The organism is Azospira sp. MPR-LB4 (assembly GCF_058809525.1).
This window is the reverse complement of sequence record NZ_CM179521.1, coordinates 1,980,166-1,999,840: the sequence shown is the minus strand read 5'-3', so window position 1 is coordinate 1,999,840 and position 19,675 is coordinate 1,980,166. Positions and strand designations below refer to the sequence as shown.

Annotated in this window: 22 protein-coding genes; 16 read left to right on the top strand and 6 right to left on the bottom strand. The window is 66.6% G+C overall.

What is annotated here, in order from left to right; translation table 11 throughout:
• Genes AC3QLZ_RS09375 through AC3QLZ_RS09360 form a run of 4 tightly spaced genes read right to left on the bottom strand, consistent with a single transcriptional unit; the run spans nt 1 to nt 3,989 of the window.
• Nucleotides 1-2,232: a RelA/SpoT family protein gene (locus AC3QLZ_RS09375; protein ID WP_014235615.1), complete on the bottom strand. Its 2,232-nt coding sequence runs from the start codon at nt 2,230-2,232 to the stop codon at nt 1-3.
• Between the two features lie 31 nt (nt 2,233-2,263).
• Nucleotides 2,264-2,470: a DNA-directed RNA polymerase subunit omega gene (gene rpoZ / locus AC3QLZ_RS09370; RefSeq protein WP_014235614.1), complete on the bottom strand. Its 207-nt coding sequence runs from the start codon at nt 2,468-2,470 to the stop codon at nt 2,264-2,266.
• Between the two features lie 27 nt (nt 2,471-2,497).
• Nucleotides 2,498-3,106, bottom strand: coding sequence for a guanylate kinase (gmk, locus tag AC3QLZ_RS09365; RefSeq protein WP_014235613.1), 609 nt, complete (start codon nt 3,104-3,106; stop codon nt 2,498-2,500).
• A 16-nt stretch (nt 3,107-3,122) separates the two neighbouring features.
• Nucleotides 3,123-3,989, bottom strand: a complete 867-nt coding sequence (locus AC3QLZ_RS09360; protein ID WP_014235612.1) for a YicC/YloC family endoribonuclease — start codon at nt 3,987-3,989, stop codon at nt 3,123-3,125.
• Nucleotides 3,990-4,126: 137 nt separating this feature from the next.
• On the opposite strand from AC3QLZ_RS09360, the gene AC3QLZ_RS09355 reads away from it, so the two are divergent.
• The 6 genes from AC3QLZ_RS09355 to hemW all read left to right on the top strand — a co-directional run bounded on the left by AC3QLZ_RS09355 (nt 4,127) and on the right by hemW (nt 9,627).
• Entirely contained in the window at nt 4,127-5,092 is a 966-nt protein-coding gene (locus AC3QLZ_RS09355; RefSeq protein ID WP_014235611.1) for a serine/threonine protein kinase, read from the top strand.
• Nucleotides 5,089-6,000, top strand: coding sequence for a PP2C family protein-serine/threonine phosphatase (locus tag AC3QLZ_RS09350; RefSeq protein ID WP_014235610.1), 912 nt, complete (start codon nt 5,089-5,091; stop codon nt 5,998-6,000). Before AC3QLZ_RS09355 ends, AC3QLZ_RS09350 begins: the two co-directional genes overlap by 4 nt.
• 9 nt (nt 6,001-6,009) lie before the next feature.
• The gene (rph, locus tag AC3QLZ_RS09345) at nt 6,010-6,726 is read left to right on the top strand and encodes a ribonuclease PH (protein WP_014235609.1); all 717 of its coding nucleotides are present in this window, start codon (nt 6,010-6,012) and stop codon (nt 6,724-6,726) included.
• Nucleotides 6,727-6,739: 13 nt separating this feature from the next.
• Nucleotides 6,740-7,648 carry a hypothetical protein gene (locus AC3QLZ_RS09340; protein ID WP_014235608.1) on the top strand — a complete coding sequence of 303 codons (909 nt, stop codon included), beginning with the start codon at nt 6,740-6,742 and terminating at the stop codon, nt 7,646-7,648.
• Nucleotides 7,649-7,653: 5 nt separating this feature from the next.
• The gene (rdgB, locus tag AC3QLZ_RS09335; protein ID WP_014235607.1) at nt 7,654-8,244 is read left to right on the top strand and encodes an RdgB/HAM1 family non-canonical purine NTP pyrophosphatase; all 591 of its coding nucleotides are present in this window, start codon (nt 7,654-7,656) and stop codon (nt 8,242-8,244) included.
• A 144-nt stretch (nt 8,245-8,388) separates the two neighbouring features.
• Nucleotides 8,389-9,627, top strand: coding sequence for a radical SAM family heme chaperone HemW (gene hemW, locus AC3QLZ_RS09330; RefSeq protein WP_014235606.1), 1,239 nt, complete (start codon nt 8,389-8,391; stop codon nt 9,625-9,627).
• Here hemW and AC3QLZ_RS09325 read toward each other — a convergent pair.
• Nucleotides 9,624-11,144, bottom strand: coding sequence for a helicase HerA-like domain-containing protein (locus tag AC3QLZ_RS09325; protein ID WP_014235605.1), 1,521 nt, complete (start codon nt 11,142-11,144; stop codon nt 9,624-9,626). The genes hemW and AC3QLZ_RS09325 overlap by 4 nt on opposite strands.
• A 68-nt stretch (nt 11,145-11,212) precedes the next feature.
• On the opposite strand from AC3QLZ_RS09325, the gene AC3QLZ_RS09320 reads away from it, so the two are divergent.
• Both AC3QLZ_RS09320 and AC3QLZ_RS09315 read left to right on the top strand, forming a co-directional pair.
• Nucleotides 11,213-11,938 carry a YebC/PmpR family DNA-binding transcriptional regulator gene (locus AC3QLZ_RS09320; protein WP_014235604.1) on the top strand — a complete coding sequence of 242 codons (726 nt, stop codon included), beginning with the start codon at nt 11,213-11,215 and terminating at the stop codon, nt 11,936-11,938.
• A gap of 72 nt (nt 11,939-12,010) precedes the next feature.
• The gene (locus tag AC3QLZ_RS09315) at nt 12,011-12,868 is read left to right on the top strand and encodes a DMT family transporter (RefSeq protein WP_014235603.1); all 858 of its coding nucleotides are present in this window, start codon (nt 12,011-12,013) and stop codon (nt 12,866-12,868) included.
• On the opposite strand, the gene AC3QLZ_RS09310 is transcribed toward AC3QLZ_RS09315, so the two are convergent.
• Nucleotides 12,865-13,398, bottom strand: coding sequence for a hemerythrin domain-containing protein (locus AC3QLZ_RS09310; RefSeq protein ID WP_014235602.1), 534 nt, complete (start codon nt 13,396-13,398; stop codon nt 12,865-12,867). The genes AC3QLZ_RS09315 and AC3QLZ_RS09310 overlap by 4 nt on opposite strands.
• Nucleotides 13,399-13,554: 156 nt before the next feature.
• Between AC3QLZ_RS09310 and ruvC the strand changes: the two genes are divergently transcribed.
• The 8 genes from ruvC to tolB all read left to right on the top strand — a co-directional run bounded on the left by ruvC (nt 13,555) and on the right by tolB (nt 19,672).
• The gene (gene ruvC, locus AC3QLZ_RS09305) at nt 13,555-14,160 is read left to right on the top strand and encodes a crossover junction endodeoxyribonuclease RuvC (RefSeq protein WP_014235601.1); all 606 of its coding nucleotides are present in this window, start codon (nt 13,555-13,557) and stop codon (nt 14,158-14,160) included.
• Nucleotides 14,157-14,741, top strand: a complete 585-nt coding sequence (ruvA, locus tag AC3QLZ_RS09300; protein WP_014235600.1) for a Holliday junction branch migration protein RuvA — start codon at nt 14,157-14,159, stop codon at nt 14,739-14,741. Before ruvC ends, ruvA begins: the two co-directional genes overlap by 4 nt.
• Nucleotides 14,742-14,815: 74 nt before the next feature.
• The gene (gene ruvB / locus AC3QLZ_RS09295) at nt 14,816-15,898 is read left to right on the top strand and encodes a Holliday junction branch migration DNA helicase RuvB (protein WP_014235599.1); all 1,083 of its coding nucleotides are present in this window, start codon (nt 14,816-14,818) and stop codon (nt 15,896-15,898) included.
• 58 nt (nt 15,899-15,956) lie between these two features.
• A complete protein-coding gene (gene ybgC / locus AC3QLZ_RS09290) occupies nt 15,957-16,382 on the top strand; it encodes a tol-pal system-associated acyl-CoA thioesterase (protein WP_014235598.1) in 426 nt (141 codons plus the stop codon).
• Nucleotides 16,379-17,056 (top strand): protein TolQ, encoded by a 678-nt coding sequence (gene tolQ / locus AC3QLZ_RS09285; RefSeq protein WP_014235597.1) that lies wholly within the window; start codon nt 16,379-16,381, stop codon nt 17,054-17,056. Before ybgC ends, tolQ begins: the two co-directional genes overlap by 4 nt.
• A gap of 12 nt (nt 17,057-17,068) precedes the next feature.
• Entirely contained in the window at nt 17,069-17,467 is a 399-nt protein-coding gene (locus tag AC3QLZ_RS09280; protein ID WP_014235596.1) for an ExbD/TolR family protein, read from the top strand.
• Between the two features lie 26 nt (nt 17,468-17,493).
• A complete protein-coding gene (locus AC3QLZ_RS09275; protein ID WP_014235595.1) occupies nt 17,494-18,294 on the top strand; it encodes an energy transducer TonB in 801 nt (266 codons plus the stop codon).
• A 94-nt stretch (nt 18,295-18,388) separates the two neighbouring features.
• The gene (gene tolB / locus AC3QLZ_RS09270) at nt 18,389-19,672 is read left to right on the top strand and encodes a Tol-Pal system beta propeller repeat protein TolB (protein WP_014235594.1); all 1,284 of its coding nucleotides are present in this window, start codon (nt 18,389-18,391) and stop codon (nt 19,670-19,672) included.
• Nucleotides 19,673-19,675: the final 3 nt, after the last annotated feature.

The window sequence follows — 19,675 nt, the reverse complement described above, 5'->3', positions numbered from 1 at the left end:
CTATTCCTCCTGGCGTTCCCGGGTGATGCGCACCACTTCGGGAATCAGGCGCACGGCCCGCAGGACCCGGGCCAGGTGGGCCCGGTTGGCCACCTGCACGGTGAAGTTGAGGGTGGTGTAGAAGCCCGGATCGGGGGCCATGGAGACCTTCTCGATGTTGGAGCCGGACTCGGCGATCTCGGTGGCCACCTTGGCCAGCACGCCGCGGGCGTTGCGGGCGGCGACGTGGATGTCCACGTCGAACAGCTTGCCCGGTTCCGGTTCCCACTCCACGTCGATCCAGCGCTGGGGTTCGGCACTGCGGGATTTGCGGATGACGGCGCAGTCATGGGTATGCACCACCAGGCCCTGGCCCTTCTTGATGGAGCCGATGATGGGGTCGCCCGGGATCGGGCGGCAGCAATGGGCCAGCTGGATGGCCATGCCCTCGGTGCCGCGGATCACCACCGAGGTGTGGGGTGCCGGTTCCGCGTTGGGCAGGGCCGCCTCGTGGGCCAGCAGGCGGCGCGCCACCACGGCGGCCAGGCGCCTGCCCAGGCCGATGTCGGTGTACACCTCCTTGACGGACTTGCTGCCCCCTTCCTTGAGCACCGCTTCCCAGCTGGCGTCCGGCAGTTCCGAGGGGGTGATGCCGAGGCCGAACAGTTCCTGGTTGAGCAGGCGCTCGCCCAGGGCGGCGGATTCCTCGTGCTGGCGGGTCTTCAGGAAGTGGCGGATCTTGCTGCGGGCGCGGCCGGTCTTCACATACGAGAGCCAGGCCGGATTGGGATTGGCATGGGCGGCGGTGACGATTTCCACCTGGTCGCCGCTGTTGAGCTCGCTGCGCAGTGGCATCAGCTCGTAGTTGATCTTGGCGGCGACGCAGCGGTTGCCCACGTCCGTGTGCACCGCGTAGGCGAAGTCCACTGGGGTGGCGCCCTTGGGCAGGGAGAAAATTTTGCCCTTGGGCGAGAAGACATAGACCTCGTCGGGGAAGAGGTCGATCTTGACGTGCTCGAAGAACTCAGCCGAGTCGCCGGCGGTGCTCTGCAGCTCCAGCAGGGACTGCAGCCAGCGGTGGGTCTGGTACTGCAGCTCGGCGGCGCTCTTCTCCGTGTCCTTGTACAGCCAGTGGGAGGCCACGCCCTCCTGGGCCATGTGGTGCATTTCCTCGGTGCGCAGCTGCACTTCCACCGGCATGCCGTAGGGGCCGATCAGAGTGGTGTGCAGGGACTGGTAGCCGTTGGCCTTGGGGATGGCGATGTAGTCCTTGAACTTGCCCGGCAGGGGCTTGTACAGGGCGTGCAGGGCGCCCAGGCCCAGGTAGCAGCTGGGCACGTCCTTGACCACCACGCGGAAGCCGTAGATGTCCAGCACCTGGGAGAAGGAGAGGCGCTTTTCCACCATCTTGCGGTAGATGGAATAGAGGCTCTTCTCCCGGCCGAAGACCTGGGCCTCGATGCCCGAGTCCCGCATCTTGCTCTGGACCCCGTCGAGAATCTTCGACAGCACCTCGCGCCGGTTGCCCCGGGCCGCCATGACGGCCTTCAGCAGCACCTGGTAGCGCATCGGGTGGGTGTGCTTGAAGGAGAGGTCCTGCAGCTCCCGGTAGACCGTGTTCAGCCCCAGCCGGTTGGCGATGGGGGCGTAGATTTCCAGGGTCTCCAGGGCGATGCGGCGGCGCTTGTCCGGACGCATGCAGCCCAGGGTCTGCATGTTGTGCAGACGGTCGGTGAGCTTGATGAGGATGACCCGCAGGTCCTTGGCCATGGCCAGGAGCATCTTGCGGAAGTTTTCCGCCTGGGCTTCCTGGTAGGAGGAGAACTCGATCTTGTCGAGCTTGGAGAGGCCGTCCACCAGGTCGGCCACGCCCTTGCCGAAGCGCTCGGTCAGCTCCTCCTTGGAGATGCCCGTGTCCTCCATGGTGTCGTGCAGGAGGGCGGCGATGATGGCGGTGGAATCCAGCCGCCATTCGGCAATGGCCCCGGCCACGGCCAGGGGGTGGGTGATGTAGGGTTCGCCGGAAAGGCGTTTCTGGCCCCGGTGGGCGGCTTCGCCGAAGGCAAAGGCCTCCTTGATCTTGGCGATCTCTTCCGGTTTCAGGTAGTCGAGGCTGTCCAGGAAGACCCGGTAGGCCGGGTCGTCGTTGAACGGGTAGGGGGTCGGCGGCGCCGCCGGGTCAGGTGCCGGCGCGAAGGGCGCGGCGGAAGATGCAGACGGTTTGGCCGGGGCGGGGTCGGTTGCAGTATCCATACCGGTTCACCTTACCCGCCCGGGCCCGGGGTCAGGCCTGACCGCGGTTGAGGATTTCCAGGCCGATCTGGCCGGCAGCCAGTTCGCGCAGGGCGATGACGGTGGGCTTGTCCTTGCTCGGTTCCTGCATGGGGGTGGAACCATTGGCGATCTGGCGGGCCCGGTAGGTGGCGGCCAGGGTCATCTGGAAGCGGTTGGGGATTTGTTTCAGGCAGTCTTCAACGGTAATGCGGGCCATGGTCCATCCAATCAAAAAGCGGAAAATTTAGAGCAGCGAGGCGAACAGCGAAGCGTGGCGTTCCTGCTGCACGGGAAGCTTCAAGCGCGTTGCGCGCACCACGGCCAGCAGGTCGCTGAGGGCCGTCTGCAGGTCGTTGTTAATAATAACATAGTCGAATTCGCCCACATGCCGCATCTCGTCGCGGGCGGCGGCCAGACGGCGGGCGATGACGTCCTCGCTGTCGGTGCCGCGGCCGGCCAGGCGGCGGGCCAGTTCTTCCATGGAGGGCGGCAGGATGAAGACGCCGATGGCGTCGCCGAACACCTTGCGCACCTGCTGGGCGCCCTGCCAGTCGATCTCCAGCAGCACGTCGCGGCCGGAGGTCAGCTGCTGTTCGATCCAGGTGCGGGAGGTGCCGTAGTAGTTGCCGTGCACCTCGGCCCATTCGAGGAATTCGCCCCGGTCCACCCGGGCCAGGAAATCGGCCACGTCGGTGAAGTGGTAGGCCTGGCCGTTCTCCTCCCCGGTGCGGGGCGCCCGGGTGGTGTGGGAGACGGAGAGGCCGATGGCCGGGTCGTTCTGCAGCAGCAGGCGGACCAGGGTGGTCTTGCCGGCGCCGGAGGGGGCGGTGACGATGTAGAGATGGCCGCTCATGCTGGCGTCCCTTTCCTTATTCGATGTTCTGGATCTGTTCGCGCATCTGCTCGATGAGCAGCTTCAGGTCCATGGAGGCCTTGGAGACTTCGCTGAGGACCGACTTGGAGCCCAGGGTGTTGGCTTCCCGGTTCAGTTCCTGCATGAGGAAGTCGAGGCGCTTGCCGGCGTTGCCACCGGCCTTGAGGATGCGCTCCACCTCGGTGAGATGGGCCTGCAGGCGGGACAGTTCCTCGTCCACGTCGATACGGGTGGCGTACAGCACCACTTCCTGGCGCACCCGTTCGTCGTCGGCGCTGCCCAGAGCCTCCACCAGGCGCTGCTTGAGCTTGTCCTGGTAGGCAGCCTGAGCCTGGGGAATGAGGGGGGCAACGGCGGCCACGGTGGCGCGGATCTTGTCCACCCGCTCCTGGATCATGGCGGCCAGCTTGGCGCCTTCCCGGGCCCGGCTGGCGGTGAAGTCATCCAGGGCCTCCTTCAGGGTGGCCTGGACGGCGGCGTGCAGGGCGGCCGTATCCACCTCCGGCTCGCCCAGCATGCCGGGCCAGCGCAGCACTTCGGCCACCGACAGGGCGGCGGCGTTGGGCAGGGTCTGGCGTACCTGGCCTTCCAGGGCCTGCAACTGGGTCAGCAGGTCGGCGTTGATGGCCAGTTGGCGGTTCTGGCTCTGGCTGGCGACCAGGTTGAGGCGCAGTTCCACCTTGCCCCGGGCCAGCTTGGCGGTGATGGCTTCGCGCAGGGCCGGCTCCAGCACCCGCAGGTCGTCCACGATGCGGAAATGGATGTCGAGGAAGCGGGAATTGACGCTGCGCAGTTCCAGGTGCAGGGAGCCGCCTGCCACTTCCCGGGTTTTGGCGGCATAGCCGGTCATACTGTAGATCATGGAATTCCTTGCTGTGTGGGGTGTGCCGGCCCGGACGGCGGGCCTGGGAGGGGCTTCTTGAGGCTTCTTTACAGTCCGTTGGCAAAGCCTGACAATGCGCGCAGTGCGCCTGAGGCGCTATCTTAGCTTCGGACTTCATGGCGTCACAAGCCAATCACCCCCTCCCTGCCGGATTCCAACTGGAAGACTACCGCATCGAAAAGCAGATTTCGGTCGGCGGTTTTTCCATTGTTTACCTGGCCCACGATGCCAGCGGCAAGGCGGTGGCCATCAAGGAATACCTGCCGGCCAGCCTGGCCCTGCGCTCCGAGGGGCAGACCAAGCCGGTCATTTCCCAGGAGCATCTTTCTGCCTTCCGCTACGGCATGAAATGCTTTTTCGAGGAAGGCCGGGCCCTGGCCAAGCTGAACCATCCCAACGTGATCCAGGTGCTGAATTTTTTCCGCGCCAACGACACGGTTTATATGGTCATGGAATACGAGCGGGGCCGCACCCTGCAGGAATTCATCCAGAAGCACCACGGCCACATCCATGAGAAATTCATCCGCGGCGTGTTCACCCGCATGCTCAACGGCCTGCGCGAAGTGCACACCCACAAGCTGCTGCACCTGGACCTGAAACCGTCCAACATCTACCTGCGGGCGGACAACACGCCGGTGCTGATCGACTTCGGCGCCGCCCGCCAGACCCTGCATTCCGACACCCCCATGCTGAAGCCCATGTACACCCCGGGCTTCGCCTCCCCCGAGCACTACTTCAAGCGGGACGAACTGGGGCCCTGGAGCGACATCTATTCGGTGGGCGCCTCCATGTACTCCTGTCTGGCCGGGGCGGCGCCCCAGGCGGCCGATGCGCGCATGGAGAAGGACCAGCTGCAGCCGGCCTCGGTGCGCTGGGAGGGCCAGTATTCGGACCAGCTGCTGGAGACCATCGACTGGTGCCTGTGCCTCAACCACCTGTACCGCCCCCAGAGCGTCTTCGCCCTGCAGAAGGCCCTCACCGAGGCGGTGGACATGCCGGCCCAGGGAGCCAGCAAGGCGGCGGAAAAGGAAGGATGGCTGGGCCATCTGGTGGGCAAGATCAAGGGAATGACTGCTAAATGAAATTCACCATCTACCAGGAAAGCCGCATCGGCAAGCGGCAGAACAACGAGGACCGGATCGCCTACTGCTACTCGCGGGAGGCGGTGCTGATGGTGGTGGCCGACGGCATGGGCGGCCATTACCACGGCGAGGTGGCCTCCCAGATCGCGGTGCAGACCCTGACCTCGGCCTTCCAGCGGGATGCCCAGCCGGAGATCGCCGATCCCTTCCTCTTCCTGCAGAAGGGCATGACCAATGCCCACCACGCCATCCTGGACTATTCCCAGGAGCACCGGCTGAAGGATTCGCCGCGCACCACCTGCGTCGCCTGCCTGATCCAGGACAACATCGCCTACTGGGCCCACGTCGGCGATTCCCGCCTCTACCACATGCGCGACGGCAAGGTGCTGGCGGTGACTCGGGACCATTCCCGGGTGCGCCTGCTGATGGACGAGGGCCTCATCAGCGAGGCCCAGGCCGCCACCCACCCGGACCGCAACAAGGTGTACAGCTGCCTGGGGGGCGAAAACCCGCCGGAAATCGAGTTCTCCCGCAAGACCCCCCTGGAAGTGGGGGATGTCCTGGTGCTGTGCACCGACGGCCTGTGGGGGCCGCTGCCGGCCGATGTCATGGCCGCCTCCCTGAAGGGGGCCAACCTGATGCAGGCCGTGCCCATGCTGCTCAACCAGGCGGAAATCCGCTCCGGCCCCTACGGCGACAATCTTTCCGTGGTGGCGGTGCGCTGGGAGCAGAGCTACAGCGAGGAGGCCTCCAGCACGGTGATGACCCAGACCATGCCCCTGGACGCGGTGACCACCAAGCTCGGCGAATTTGGTCGGGACCCGGCCTACAAGACCGATCTTTCCGACGACGAGATCGAAAAGGCCATCGACGAAATCCGCGCCGCCATCCAGAAATTCTCCAAATAAGGAAGTTCCATGCGTCCCAGCCAACGTGCCGCCGACCAGCTGCGCCAAGTCCGCATCACCCGCCGTTTCACCCGCCATGCCGAAGGTTCGGTGCTGGTGGAAATGGGCGACACCAAGGTGCTGTGCACCGCCAGCATCGAGGAAAACCTGCCGCCCTTCCTGCGCGGCAAGGGCCAGGGCTGGGTCACCGCCGAATACGGCATGCTGCCCCGCTCCACCCACACCCGCAGTTCCCGGGAAGCGGCCAAGGGCAAGCAGACCGGCCGCACCCAGGAAATCCAGCGCCTCATCGGCCGTTCCCTGCGCGCCGTCACCGATCTCAAGGCCCTGGGCGAGCGCCAGATCACCCTGGACTGCGACGTGCTGCAGGCCGACGGCGGCACCCGCTGTGCCTCCATCACCGGCGCCTGGGTGGCCCTGTGGGACGCCTGCCAGTCCCTGGTGGCCGCCGGCAAGCTGAGCGAGAACCCCCTCAAGGAACACGTGGCCGCCATCTCCGTCGGCATCTACAAGGGCACCCCGGTGCTGGACCTGGACTACCCGGAAGATTCCGACTGCGATACCGACATGAACGTCATCATGACCGGCAGCGGCGGACTGGTGGAAGTCCAGGGCACGGCCGAAGGCGAGCCCTTCTCCCGGCAGCAGATGAATGTGCTGCTGGACCTGGCCGAAGCCGGCATCCGCCAGCTCATCCACGCCCAGGAATCCGCCCTGGCGGATTGATTCGGAGCCCGTCATGGCCCAGGAAACCTCCCGCGACCCGATCAAGGCCCTGCTCGACGATCTGGAACAGTCCATCGCCGATTTCGATCAGCGCCTGGGTGGTGTCGAGGAGTCTCCCGCCGTGACCGGTCTGCGTTCTTCCGGGCAGCGCTATCCCGACATCGAGCCCGAAGCCAGGCGTCAGCTGCCGCCTGCCGCCCCTGTTGCCGTTGCCGGCAATGCCGACGCAACCGCTGTGTCCGAAGCGCCGGCGGTGGACCTGCTGGCCGAACTGGCCCAGGCGGCGGCCTGCCGCAGCGTGGATGATGCGGAGACCCAGCGTCGCCAGCTGGAACTGACCGAGCGCCTGCACCAGGACCTGAAGAGCGTCTTCGACTACCTCAACCAGCTCATCCGCCACGCCAACACCCTGAAGCCGGTGCTGCCCCGCAGCTACCGGCTGGATGCGCGCAACAGCTTCGACGGGCTGGCCTGGCATGACGGATTCGTCGATTACCGCAGCACCAGTCGCTTCGATCGCAGCTACTACGAGCAGATTCTTTTCCAGGTGAGCTACCGGGCGCCGGCGCCGCTGGTCGCGGTCTGCGCTGCAGACCAGGCTGCCATCGTGCGCAAGGAGCTGGAACTGGTGAACCTGCGCATCCAGCGAGAAGAGCCGGTGATGCTGCCGGAGGGCGGCCCCGGGGTGCGCTATGTGCTGCCGGATGCCATTCCGCTGCATCTGGCGGTACAGGCGGACTTCGCCAACGATGCCCTGACCTTCCGCTGCCGCAATGCCGGCAACTTCGGCCCAACCGCCTACCGGTTGCAAGGGGGGAGCATCACCCGGCCCCTGCTCGACGGCATCGGCCTGGTGCTGCTGGGCCGCAGCGACACCATGCCCAAGGAACTGCAACGCATTCCCTACCAACGGATCAACTGAGTCCCATGCAAAAGATTGTCCTCGCCTCCAACAATGCCAAGAAGCTCAAGGAACTGTCGGCCCTGCTGACACCCCTGGGCATCCAGCTCATTCCCCAGGGCGAGCTGGGGGTGCCGGAGGCGGAGGAGCCCCACCACACCTTCCTCGAAAACGCCCTGGCCAAGGCCCGCCATGCGGCCCAGCTGACCGGCCTGCCGGCCCTGGCCGACGACTCCGGCCTGTGCGTCAAGGCGTTGGGCGGCGCTCCCGGAGTGCAGTCGGCCCGCTATGCCGGCGAGCCCAAGTCCGATGCCCGCAACAACGAGAAGCTGCTGGCGGCCCTCACGGGCGTGGCCGACCGCCGTGCCCACTTCGTCTCCCTGCTGGTGCTGGTGCGCCACGGCGACGACCCCCAGCCCCTGGTGGCCGAGGGCGAGTGGCACGGCGAGATCATCGACCAGTACCGGGGCGAGGGCGGCTTTGGCTACGACCCCCTGTTCTACGTGCCGGCGGAGAAGGCGACGGCGGCCGAACTCTCCGCCGAGGTGAAGAACCGTCTCTCCCATCGTGGCCAGGCCATGGCCCGGCTGCTGGAACGCCTCAAGCTGGAACTGTGAGCCCGGCCGGCTCCGGGAAACCTTCCGGCGCTGCCGCGGTCCAGGGCAGGGTGTTCCGGTCTTGCCGCTCCGCGGCGGCCTGACTCAAAGCGCCTTCGTCCAGCCATCGCATCATGCCGCCTGCGGGCGGAAAGGTTTTCTTTCGTGTCGTCCCGTTCCCACCCTTCCTCCCGCATCATTCCCATCGCCGTCGCCGGCAGCACCCGCGCTGGCGGCAGTCCCCTGCACTTCACCAGTCCGCCGCCCCTGTCGCTCTACATCCACGTGCCCTGGTGCGTGAAGAAGTGCCCCTATTGCGATTTCAATTCCCATGAGGCCCGTCCGGAAAACGACGAGGCGGCCTATGTGGCGGCCCTTATCGCCGACCTGGAGAGCGCCCTGCCCTCGGTATGGGGGCGCAAGGTCTCTTCCATCTTCATCGGTGGGGGCACCCCCAGCCTGCTCTCCGGCGAGGCCCTGCACGAACTGCTGAACGCGGTGCGCATGCGCCTGCCTCTGCTGCCCGAGGCGGAGGTGACCCTGGAGGCCAACCCGGGCACCGCCGAGGCGGGCAAGTTCGCCGCCTTCCGGGCCGCCGGGGTGAATCGTCTGTCCCTCGGCATCCAGAGCTTCAACGACCGGCACCTTGAGGCCCTGGGGCGCATCCACGACAGCGCCGAGGCCAGGGCTGCCATCGAGCTGGCCAAAACCCACTTCGAGCGCTTCAACCTGGACCTGATGTACGGCCTGCCCCAGCAGTCCCAGGCCGAAGCGATGGCAGACCTGGAGACGGCCCTCTCCTTTGCGCCGCCCCATCTTTCCTGCTACCAGCTGACCCTGGAGCCCAATACCCTCTTTGCCGCCCGGCCGCCCCAGCTGCCCGAGGGCGACACCTGCGCCGACATGCAGGACGCCATCGAGGCCTGCCTGGCCGCCGCCGGCTATGTGCATTACGAAACCTCGGCCTTCGCCCGGCCCGGTTATCAGTGCCGGCACAACCTCAACTACTGGACCTTCGGCGACTACCTGGGCATCGGCGCCGGCGCCCATGGCAAGCTGACCCTGCCGGACCACAGCGGCTTCTCGGTGCAACGCCAGATGCGCTGGAAACAGCCCAAGCAGTACCTGGAGCAGGTGGCCGCCGGCCAGCCGGTACAGGAGCAGCACGGCGTGGGGGCGGACGAGCTGCCCTTCGAATTCCTCATGAACGCCCTGCGCCTCAACCAGGGCTTCGATCCGGCCCTCTTCGAGCAGCGCACCGGCCTGCCCCTGCTGCTGGTGCGGGGCGAGCTGGAAAAGGCGGCCCGGGAAGGGCTGCTGACCCTGGCGCCGGACTGCATCGCCCCGACCGAGCGGGGCCGGCGCTTCCTCAACGCCCTGCTGGAACGCTTCCTGCCGGGTTAACGCCGCCGGCTGCCGCTACCGCCCAGAATCGACCCCAGCACCCCGCGGATGATCTCCCGGCCGATCTGGGAGCCGATGGCGCGGGCGGCGCTCTTGGCGACGGTGGTGAGGACGGAGTCGCTCTGGCGGCCGCGGGGGCTCTGGCCGCCGCCCAGCACATCCCCCAGCACGCCGCCGAAAAGGCCGCCGCCATTGGCTTGTGGGGCAGGGGAGACGGGCGCCGGTTGGGCCTGGGCGGGCGGTGCGGTGCGGCCCTTGAGGATTTCGTAGGCCGATTCCCGATCCACCGCCTGTTCGTAGTGGCCGTAGAGTACGGAATCGCGGACGGCCTGCTGGCGCTCCTCGGCGCTCAAGGGGCCGATGCGGGAGGCGGGGGGGAGAATGAAGGCCCGTTCCACCACATTGGGCCGGCCCTTTTCGTCCAGGCAGGAGACCAGGGCTTCGCCGACGCCCAGTTCGGTGATGGCCGCTTCGGCGTCGAAGGCCGGGTTGGCGCGCAGGGTCTGGGCGGCCGATTTGACGGCCTTCTGGTCCCGCGGGGTGAAGGCGCGCAGGGCGTGCTGCACCCGGTTGCCGAGCTGGCCGAGGACGGTGTCGGGAATGTCCAGGGGGTTCTGGGTGACGAAGTACACGCCGACGCCCTTGGAGCGGATCAGGCGCACCACCTGTTCCACCTTTTCCAGCAGGGCCGGCGGGGCTTCGTTGAAGAGCAGGTGGGCTTCGTCGAAAAAGAACACCAGCTTGGGCTTTTCCAGGTCCCCCACTTCCGGCAGGTGCTCGAACAGTTCGGCCAGCAGCCACAGCAGGAAGGTGGCGTAGAGGCGGGGCGCGCCCATCAGCTTGTCCGCCGCCAGGATGTTCACCACGCCATTGCCATTGTCTGTCTGCATGAGATCGGCGATGTCCAGCATGGGCTCGCCGAAGAAGCTGTCGCCGCCCTGTTCGCCCAGGGTCAGGAGGGCGCGCTGGATGGCGCCGATGGAGGCGGCGGAGACGTTGCCGTACTCGCTGGTGAATTCCTTGGCGTGCTCGCCCACGTGCTGCACCATGGCCCGCAGGTCCTTCAGGTCCAGCAGCATCAGGCCCTGGTCGTCGGCGATCTTGAACACCAGCTGCAGCACCCCGCTCTGGGTGTCGTTGAGGTTGAGCAGGCGGGCCAGCAGCAGGGGGCCCATGTCGGAAATGGTGGCCCGCACCGGGTGGCCCTGCTGGCCGAAGACGTCCCAGAAGACGGTGGGGAAGGATGTCGGAGTCCAGTCGGTGACGCCCAGGTGGTGCAGCCGCTCCTCCAGTTTGGGCGAGGTCTTGCCGGCGGCGGCCAGGCCCGAGAGGTCGCCCTTGGCGTCGGCCAGGAAGACGGGCACGCCGATACTGGAGAAGCGCTCCGCCAGCACCTGCAGGGTGATGGTCTTGCCGGTGCCGGTGGCGCCGGTGATGAGGCCGTGGCGGTTGGCCAGGGCGGGCAGGAGAGCCAGGTCGGTGGCGGCGTGGCGGGCGATGACAAGGGGCTGGGCCATGAGTGGGGTCCGGTGGCTATGCTAGAATTGTCCGATTCTATCAACAGTTTTTCGCTACGAGGTTAGCCATGGCCGGACACTCCAAATGGGCCAATATCCAGCACCGCAAGGGCCGTCAGGACGCCAAGCGGGGCAAGGTCTTCACCAAGCTGATCAAGGAAATCACCGTCGCCGCCAAGATGGGCGGGGGCGATCCGGCCATGAATCCGCGCCTGCGCCTGGCCATGGAAAAGGCCAAGGGCGAATCCATGCCCAAGGACAACATCGACAACGCCATCAAGCGCGGCACCGGCCAGCTGGAAGGCGTCAGCTATGAGGAAATCCGCTACGAAGGCTACGGCATCGGCGGCGCCGCGGTGATGGTGGACTGCCTCACCGACAACCGGGTGCGCACCGTGGCCGATGTGCGCCACGCCTTCAACAAGTACGGCGGCAACATGGGCACCGAAGGCTGCGTTTCCTTCCAGTTCAAGCACTGCGGCCAGATGCTGTTCGCCCCCGGCGCCGACGAGGCCGCCATCATGGATGCGGCCATCGAGGCCGGCGCCGACGACATCATCACCAACGACGACGGCTCCATCGAAGTGCTGACCCCGCCCAACGACCTGCTGAACGTGCAGGAAGCCCTGGAGAAGGCCGGCTTCAAGCCCGAGATGGCGGAAGTGACCATGAAGGCGCTGAACGAATCCGAACTGACCGGGGAAGACGCCCAGCGCATGCAGAAGCTGATCGACGCCCTGGAGTCCCTGGACGACGTGCAGGAGGTTTACACCTCCGCCGTGATGGACGAATAATCGGCCCGGTCTGCTTTTGTTCCCCCGAGAAAGCGGCGCCTGGCGCCGCTTTTTCTTTTGTCGCGAGGCCTCGTGCGCAAGTTTCTGCCCTTTCTCTTCGTGCTGCTGTGGAGCACCGGCTTCATCGGCGCCAAGTACGGCCTGCCCTATGCGGAGCCCCTGACCTTCCTCAGCGCCCGCTATCTCCTGGTGCTCGGACTGATGCTGCCGGTGGCCCTTGTATTTCGCGCCTCCTGGCCTGACACCCGCCAGGAATGGCTGCACATCGGCTTCTCCGGGGTGCTGCTGCATGCGGTCTATCTCGGCGGCGTCTTCATGGCCATCCACCGCGGTCTGCCGGCCGGCATCACCGCCCTGGTGGTGGGCATGCAGCCCCTGCTGACCGCCCTGGGGGCCGGCTGGCTGCTGGGGGAGGCGGTCAGCCGGCGCCAGTGGCTGGGTCTGGTGCTGGGCCTGAGCGGCGTGGGTCTGGTGGTTTCCGGCAAGTTCGGCAGCCAGCCCCTGGCCGAGCTGCTGCCGGCCATCGTCCCGGCCCTGGTGGCCCTGCTCGGCATCACCCTGGGCACCCTGTACCAGAAGCGCTTCTGTCCTGCCTTCGACCTGCGTTCCGGCGCCGTCATCCAGTTCCTGCCGACGGCGGTGCTGACCCTGCTGGTGGCCGGCGCCAGCGAGAGCCAGGAGATCGCCTGGAGCGGCACCTTCGTCTTCGCCCTGCTGTGGCTGGTGCTGGTGCTGTCGGTGGGCGCCATCAGCCTGCTCAACGTGCTCATCCGCAGCGGCAGCGCCGTCAATGTGGCCAGCCTGTTCTACCTGACGCCGCCCACCACCGCCCTCATCGCCTGGGCCGCCTTTGGCGAAACCCTCTCCGGCCCCGCCCTGGCGGGCATGGGGCTGGCCGTGGCCGGCGTGTACCTGGCGCGGCGGGCCTAGGCGGTGTACAGGGGGTAGAGGGTCGCTTCCTCGCGCTGGATGCGCTCCACCAGCACCTTGCCGACGCCGGCCAGTTCATCAACGAAGGCCGGGGCCAGCCCCGGCTCGGCGGCCAGGTTCTGGTACTTGCGCAGGAAGGCAGCCAGGGCCTTGCCGATGCCGTCCATCTCCTGGCGGAACTCGTGGATCAGGGCGAAGCTGGAGGGATCGCCGGCCAGCTGGTGCTCCAGGTAGATGTAGAGGCGCACATTCTCGGTCAGCAGGTGGCCCTGCAGCCGTACCCGGAATTTTTCCAGCAGCGAGGCGGCCTCCGCCAGATTGCCCTGGGCGGCGGCGCTCTGGATGGCGCCGAAGGCCTGCAGCAGCACCAGGTGCTCGTCGGTGAGTTGGTGTACCAGGGCCGGATGGTAGTGAATCTGGGTTCCCGGCGCCGGGCCGCTGCGAGTGGCCGGTACCGGCTCGGGCATGGGCGGGGCCTCGGGGGCGGGGGGCGGCGGTGAATCGCCAAAGATTTTGCGTAACAGTGACATGGTTCTCCCTCCTGCGACGGTGTGGACACAGGGAATTGGTTTTTATGCCTGCCAATTTGGGCGGGAGTCCATGACGAATCCTTAACCCGTGTCAAATTTCGGGCCTGCGCTCCCGTCGGGCGCGACAGGCGGCGTCCGCCCCCTTAGAATGCTGCCATGTCCGCCATCCCCCCCGTCTCCGCCAAGCCGAATGCCGCCGCCGCACCCGTGCCGGTGCGCATCCTCGGCATCGACCCGGGACTGCGTTGCACCGGCTTCGGTCTCATCGACAAGCTGGGCAACAAGCTGGCCTACGTCAGCAGCGGCTGTATCCGCACCGACGACACCCGCACCCTGCCGGAGCGCCTGGAGGTGATCTACCAAGGCATCCGGGAAATCGTCGCCGCCCACGGTCCGGCTCAGGCGGCGGTGGAAAAGGTCTTTGTGAACGTCAATCCCCAGTCCACCCTGCTGTTGGGCCAGGCCCGCGGCGCCGCCATCACCGCCCTGGTGTCCACCGGCCTGCCGGTGGGCGAGTACACCGCCCTGCAGGTGAAGCAGGCGGTGGTGGGCAACGGCAAGGCGGCCAAGGAACAGGTGCAGCACATGGTCAAGCGCCTCCTCGGCCTGCCCGGCGACCCGTCTGCCGACGCCGCCGATGCCCTGGCCTGTGCCATTGCCCACGCCCACGGCGGCCAGGGGCTGGGCCATATCGCCACCGCCGGCCTGCGGGTGCGCGGCGGCCGCCTGATGGAAGCCCCCAATCCAAGGAAGAGAACATGATCGGAAGACTCACCGGCCTCCTGGCCGAAAAGAATCCCCCCCAGGTGGTCCTGGACGTGCAGGGCGTCGGCTACGAGGTGGATGTGCCCATGAGCACCTTCTACAACCTACCGGGCAACGGCGACAAGGTGACCCTGCTGACCCACTTCGTGGTGCGGGAGGACGGCCATTTTCTCTTCGGCTTCCTCACCGAGGCGGAGCGTTTCGCCTTCCGCCAGCTGATCAAGATTTCCGGCGTCGGCCCCCGCATGGCCCTGGCCATTCTTTCCGGCCTTTCCGTCAGCGACCTGGCGGCGGCCATCTCCCGCCAGGAGTCCGGCCGCCTGACCAAGGTGCCGGGCATCGGCAAGAAGACTGCCGAGCGCCTGCTGCTGGAGCTGAAGGACAAGCTGGCCCCGGTGGTGGGCGGCGGGGCCGCTGCGGCCCTGGTGGTGCACGACGACCAGTCGGACATCCTCAATGCGCTGCTGGCCCTGGGTTACAACGAGCGGGAAGCCGCCGCCGCCCTCAAGCAATTGCCCGCCGGCAGCGGCGTTTCCGATGGCATCCGCCAGGCCCTCAAACTGCTGGCCAAGCCCTGAGGGGGCGGCGGGAGTAAAATGGCGGCTTACCGGGCCTCGCCCGCCGCACTTTCCAGGCTCACTCCAGGCTTTCCATGATCGAAACCGATTCCTTTGATTCCTCCTTCGACGCCGATGCCGGCCGTCTCATCGGCGCCGAGAGCAAGTCGGCCCAGGAGGAAGCCATCGAGCGCGCCCTGCGGCCCAAGCGCCTGGCGGATTACGTCGGTCAGGCCAAGATCCGGGAGCAGCTCTCCATCTTCATCCACGCCGCCAAGCGGCGCAGCGAGGCCCTCGACCACGTCCTGCTGTTCGGCCCGCCGGGCCTGGGCAAGACCACCCTGGCCCACATCGTGGCCGCCGAGATGGGCGTGAACCTGCGCCAGACCTCGGGACCGGTGCTGGAGCGGGCCGGCGACCTGGCCGCCATCCTGACCAACCTGGAACCACACGACGTGCTGTTCATCGACGAAATCCACCGTCTCAGTCCGGTGGTGGAGGAAATCCTCTACCCGGCCCTGGAGGATTTCCAGATCGACATCATGATCGGCGAGGGTCCGGCGGCCCGCTCGGTGAAGCTGGACCTGCCGCCCTTCACCCTGGTGGGCGCCACCACCCGGGCCGGCATGCTGACCAACCCCCTGCGGGACCGCTTCGGCATCGTCGCCCGGCTGGAGTTCTACAACGCCCAGGAACTGACCCACATCGTCACCCGCTCGGCCCAGCTGCTCAACGTGGCCATCGAGCCGGAAGGGGCCCTGGAGATCGCCCGCCGCTCCCGCGGCACGCCCCGCATCGCCAACCGCCTGCTGCGCCGGGTGCGGGACTACGCCGAGGTCAAGGCCGACGGCATCATCACCCGGGAGGTGGCCGACGCCGCCCTTTCCATGCTGGACGTGGACCACGGCGGCCTGGACCTGATGGACCGCAAGCTGCTCTCTGCCGTGATCGACAAGTTCGCCGGCGGTCCGGTGGGGGTGGACAACCTGGCCGCCGCCATCGGCGAGGCCCGGGACACCATCGAGGACGTGCTGGAACCCTACCTGATCCAGCAGGGCTACCTGCAGCGCACCCCCCGGGGCCGCATCGCCACCCCGGCCATCTACCGCCACCTGGGGCTGGAGGCGCCCGGCACCCCGGCCGCCACGCCCGACCTGTGGTCCCCCAAGGAGCAATGAGGACGGCTGTTACAGACTGTCATCGTCCCCAGGCCCCGAGCCGCCTAGAATTACGCCCATGAGCCATCCTGCCGACCACGCCTTCACCATTCCGGTCCGCGTCTATTACGAGGACACGGATGCGGGCGGCGTGGTCTACTACGCCAACTACCTGCGCTTTTTCGAGCGCTGCCGCACCGAATGGCTGCGCAGCATCGGCCATCACCAGGTGGACCTGCTGGCGGAGCAGGGCGTCGCCTTCGTCGTCCGTTCCGTAAGTTGCGACTACATGCGGCCGGCCCGGCTCGACGATCTGCTGACCATCGGCCTGGCCGTGGAAAAGCTCGGCCGCGCCCAGATCACCTTCCGCCAGTTCGCCCGTCGCCACGGCAGCGACGACGACCTGGTGAGCGGTACCGTCCAGATCGTTTGCGTCAAGCTGGACGCCATGAAAACCACCCCCATTCCCGAATTCCTGCGCGAGAAACTGGAAGCCCTGCAATGAACGTCACCCAAGACCTTTCCATCCTTTCCCTCATCACCCAGGCCAGCGCCGTCGTCCAGGTCGTCATGGCCCTGCTGGCCGGCGTCTCCTTCATGTCCTGGTACTACATCTTCCGCAAGCTCTATGCGGTAAAGAATGCGCGCAACCAGACCGAGCAGTTCGAGCGGGACTTCTGGAGCGGCGGCGACCTCAACCGCCTCTACCAGAACGCCGTCGAGCAGCGCCACGACACCGGCGCCATGGAGCGGGTGTTCGAGGCCGGCTTCCGGGAATTCACCAAGCTGCGCAACCAGAAGAACCTGGAAGCCAAGGACGTTGTGGACGGCTCCCGCCGCGCCATGCGCGCCACCTACCAGCGGGAGATCGACGACCTGGAATCCCACCTGGCCTTCCTCGCCTCCGTCGGCTCCGTCTCCCCCTACATCGGTCTCTTCGGCACCGTGTGGGGCATCATGCATGCCTTCCGCGGCCTCTCCAACGTGGGCCAGGCGACCCTGGCTTCCGTCGCTCCCGGTATTGCCGAAGCCCTGGTGGCCACGGCCATCGGCCTCTTTGCCGCCATCCCCGCGGTGCTCGCCTACAACCGCTTCGCCCACGACATCGACCGCCTCTCCACCCGCTTCGAGAGCTTCATGGAAGAGTTCTCCAACATCCTGCAGCGGCAGATGCGTTAAGGGGCCGGAGCCATGCGTCCGCGTCGCCTTAAAAACGAAATCAACGTCGTTCCCTACATCGACGTCATGCTGGTGCTGCTGGTCATCTTTATGGTGGCCACGCCCATGATGCAGACCGGCTCGGTGGACCTGCCCTCCACCGGCAAGTCTTCCGCCGTGCCGGAAAATCCCTACCGGGTCATGGTCAAGGCCGACGGCAGCATTGCCGTGCAGGATGCCCGGGGCAAGGAAAAATCCATCGACCGCCGCCAGCTCAACGACCTGCTGGTCACCGAGCTGGAAGCCAACCCGGAACTGCCGGTGCTGGTGGTGGGCGACAAGGCCGCCCGCTACGACGCCGTGCTTGAGGTGCTGGACCAGATCAAGCTGCAGAACATCAAGCGGGTCGGCCTGGAGACCGTGCGCAAGTGAGTTCCCCGATGAAAGCCGGAACGGACATGCCCTTCGAACGGCGGGCGGAGCCGGGCAAGCGCAAGGCCCTGATCCTGGCGATCCTGGTGCACCTGCTGCTGGCCATCTTCCTCTTCTTCGGCATCCGCTGGCAGACCAAGCACGAGGCGGTGGAGGTCGAGCTGTGGAGCGATGTGCCCCAGGGCGCCTACAAGCCGCCCCCACCGCCTCCGGAACCGAAGCCCGTGCCCAAACCGGAGCCGAAGCCCGAACCCAAGCCCGAGGTGAAACCGGACCCGAAGCCGGCGTCCAAGCCCGACATCGTGCTCAAGGAAGAGAAGAAAAAGCCGGAGCCGAAAAAGGAAGAGCCGAAACCCGAACCCAAGAAGGAGGAGAAGAAGCTCGAGACTCCCGACTGGCAGAAGGAACTGGAACGGGACCAGCGGGACCTCAAGCAGCGCCAGCGTGAGCAGGCCCTGAAGGAACAGCTGAGCCGGGAAATGAACATGCAGCAGGCTGCCGGCAAGGAGGCTGCCGCCGCCTCTTCCCGCAGCAAGGGCCTGGCTTCCTACGTGGACAAGATCCGCGCCAAGGTGCGGGGCAACCTGGGCTTCGTCAGCGTCAGCGGCAATCCCACGGCCAAGTTCCTGGTGACCCAGCTGCCCAGCGGCGAGATCATCAGCGCCCGCATGACACGTTCCAGCGGCGTGCCGGCCTACGACAGCGCCGTCGAACGGGCCATCATGAAGTCCTCGCCCCTGCCCCTGCCCGACGACAAGTCGGCTTTCCACCGGGAACTGGAGCTGACCTTTTGTCCCCAGGAAGGGACTTCCGGCTGCTCCCCCTGATTCTTTGTCATTCCCCCTTACGTTACCTTTCGTTACGCGGCAGCGTCGGGGGCTTTGGGTATAATCGGACCTTTTTCCGGCCCAGGTTTCTTCAATGACCGTGATTGCGCGCTATTTTTCCCGGGTTCTGCTCGGCTTGTCCCTGCTTGCCGCCCTGGGGGGCGCCCACGCCCAGCTTGCCATTGAAATCACCGGTGCCGGCGCCCACCGCCTGCCCATCGCCATCGCCGACTTTGCCGGCGAACCGGGCTACTCCCGGGCCCTGACCTCGGTCATCCGCGCCGACCTGGAGCGTTCCGGCCTGTTCCGTCTGGTGGAACCGGGCCCGACCCCCATCAGCGAAAACGACAACGTGGATTTTGGCGCCTGGAAGAACAAGGGCGCCGACGCCTTCGTCGGCGGCAGCCTGGTGGCCGACGCCGGCGGCAAGTTCGAAGCCCGTTTCCGCCTCTACGACGTTTCCAAGCAGGCCTCCCTGGGCGGCGTCGCCTTCGTCACCACCCCCAACATGCTGCGCGCCGCCGGCCACCGCATCGCCGACTACATCTACGAGAAACTGATCGGCGAAAAGGGCTACTTCTCCACCCGCATCGCCTACGTGGTCAAGCAGGCCGGCCGCTACGAGCTGCAGATCGCCGATGCCGACGGCCAGAATGCCCAGCCGGCCCTGGTTTCCAAGGAACCCATCATTTCCCCCGCCTGGTCGCCCGATGGCGGCCGCCTGGCCTACGTCTCCTTCGAGAACAAGAAGCCGGTGGTGTACGTGCATACCCTGGCCACCGGCCGGCGCACCGTAGTGGCCAACTTCAAGGGTTCCAACTCGGCGCCCGCCTGGGCCCCGGACGGCCGCCGCCTGGCGGTGACCCTGTCCAAGGACGGAGGCTCCCAGATCTATCTGGTCAATGCGGACGGCTCCGGTGCCCAGCGCCTGATGAGTTCCTCCTCCATCGACACCGAACCCCAGTTCTCGCCCGATGGCGAAAGCATCTACTTCACCTCCGACCGGGGCGGCGCCCCCCAGATCTACCGGGTTTCCGTCGGCGGCGGTACGGCCCAGCGCGTCACCTTCGACGGCTCCTACAACGTTTCCCCCCGCCTCTCGCCGGACGGCCGCAGCATGGCCTTCATCTCCCGCAACGGCGGCCGCTTCCAGCTGGCCATCATGGACCTGGCGAGCAAGCAGGTGCAGATCCTCACCGATTCCCACAAGGATGAATCCCCCAGTTTCGCTTCCAATGGCCGCATGATCCTGTTCGCCACGGAAATGGGCGGGCGGGGCGTCCTTTCCGCTGTTTCGTCCGATGGTCGGGTCAAGCAGCGCCTTTCCGTCTCCGCCGGCGATGTTCGCGAACCGGCGTGGGGCCCTTACCTGAAGTAACGC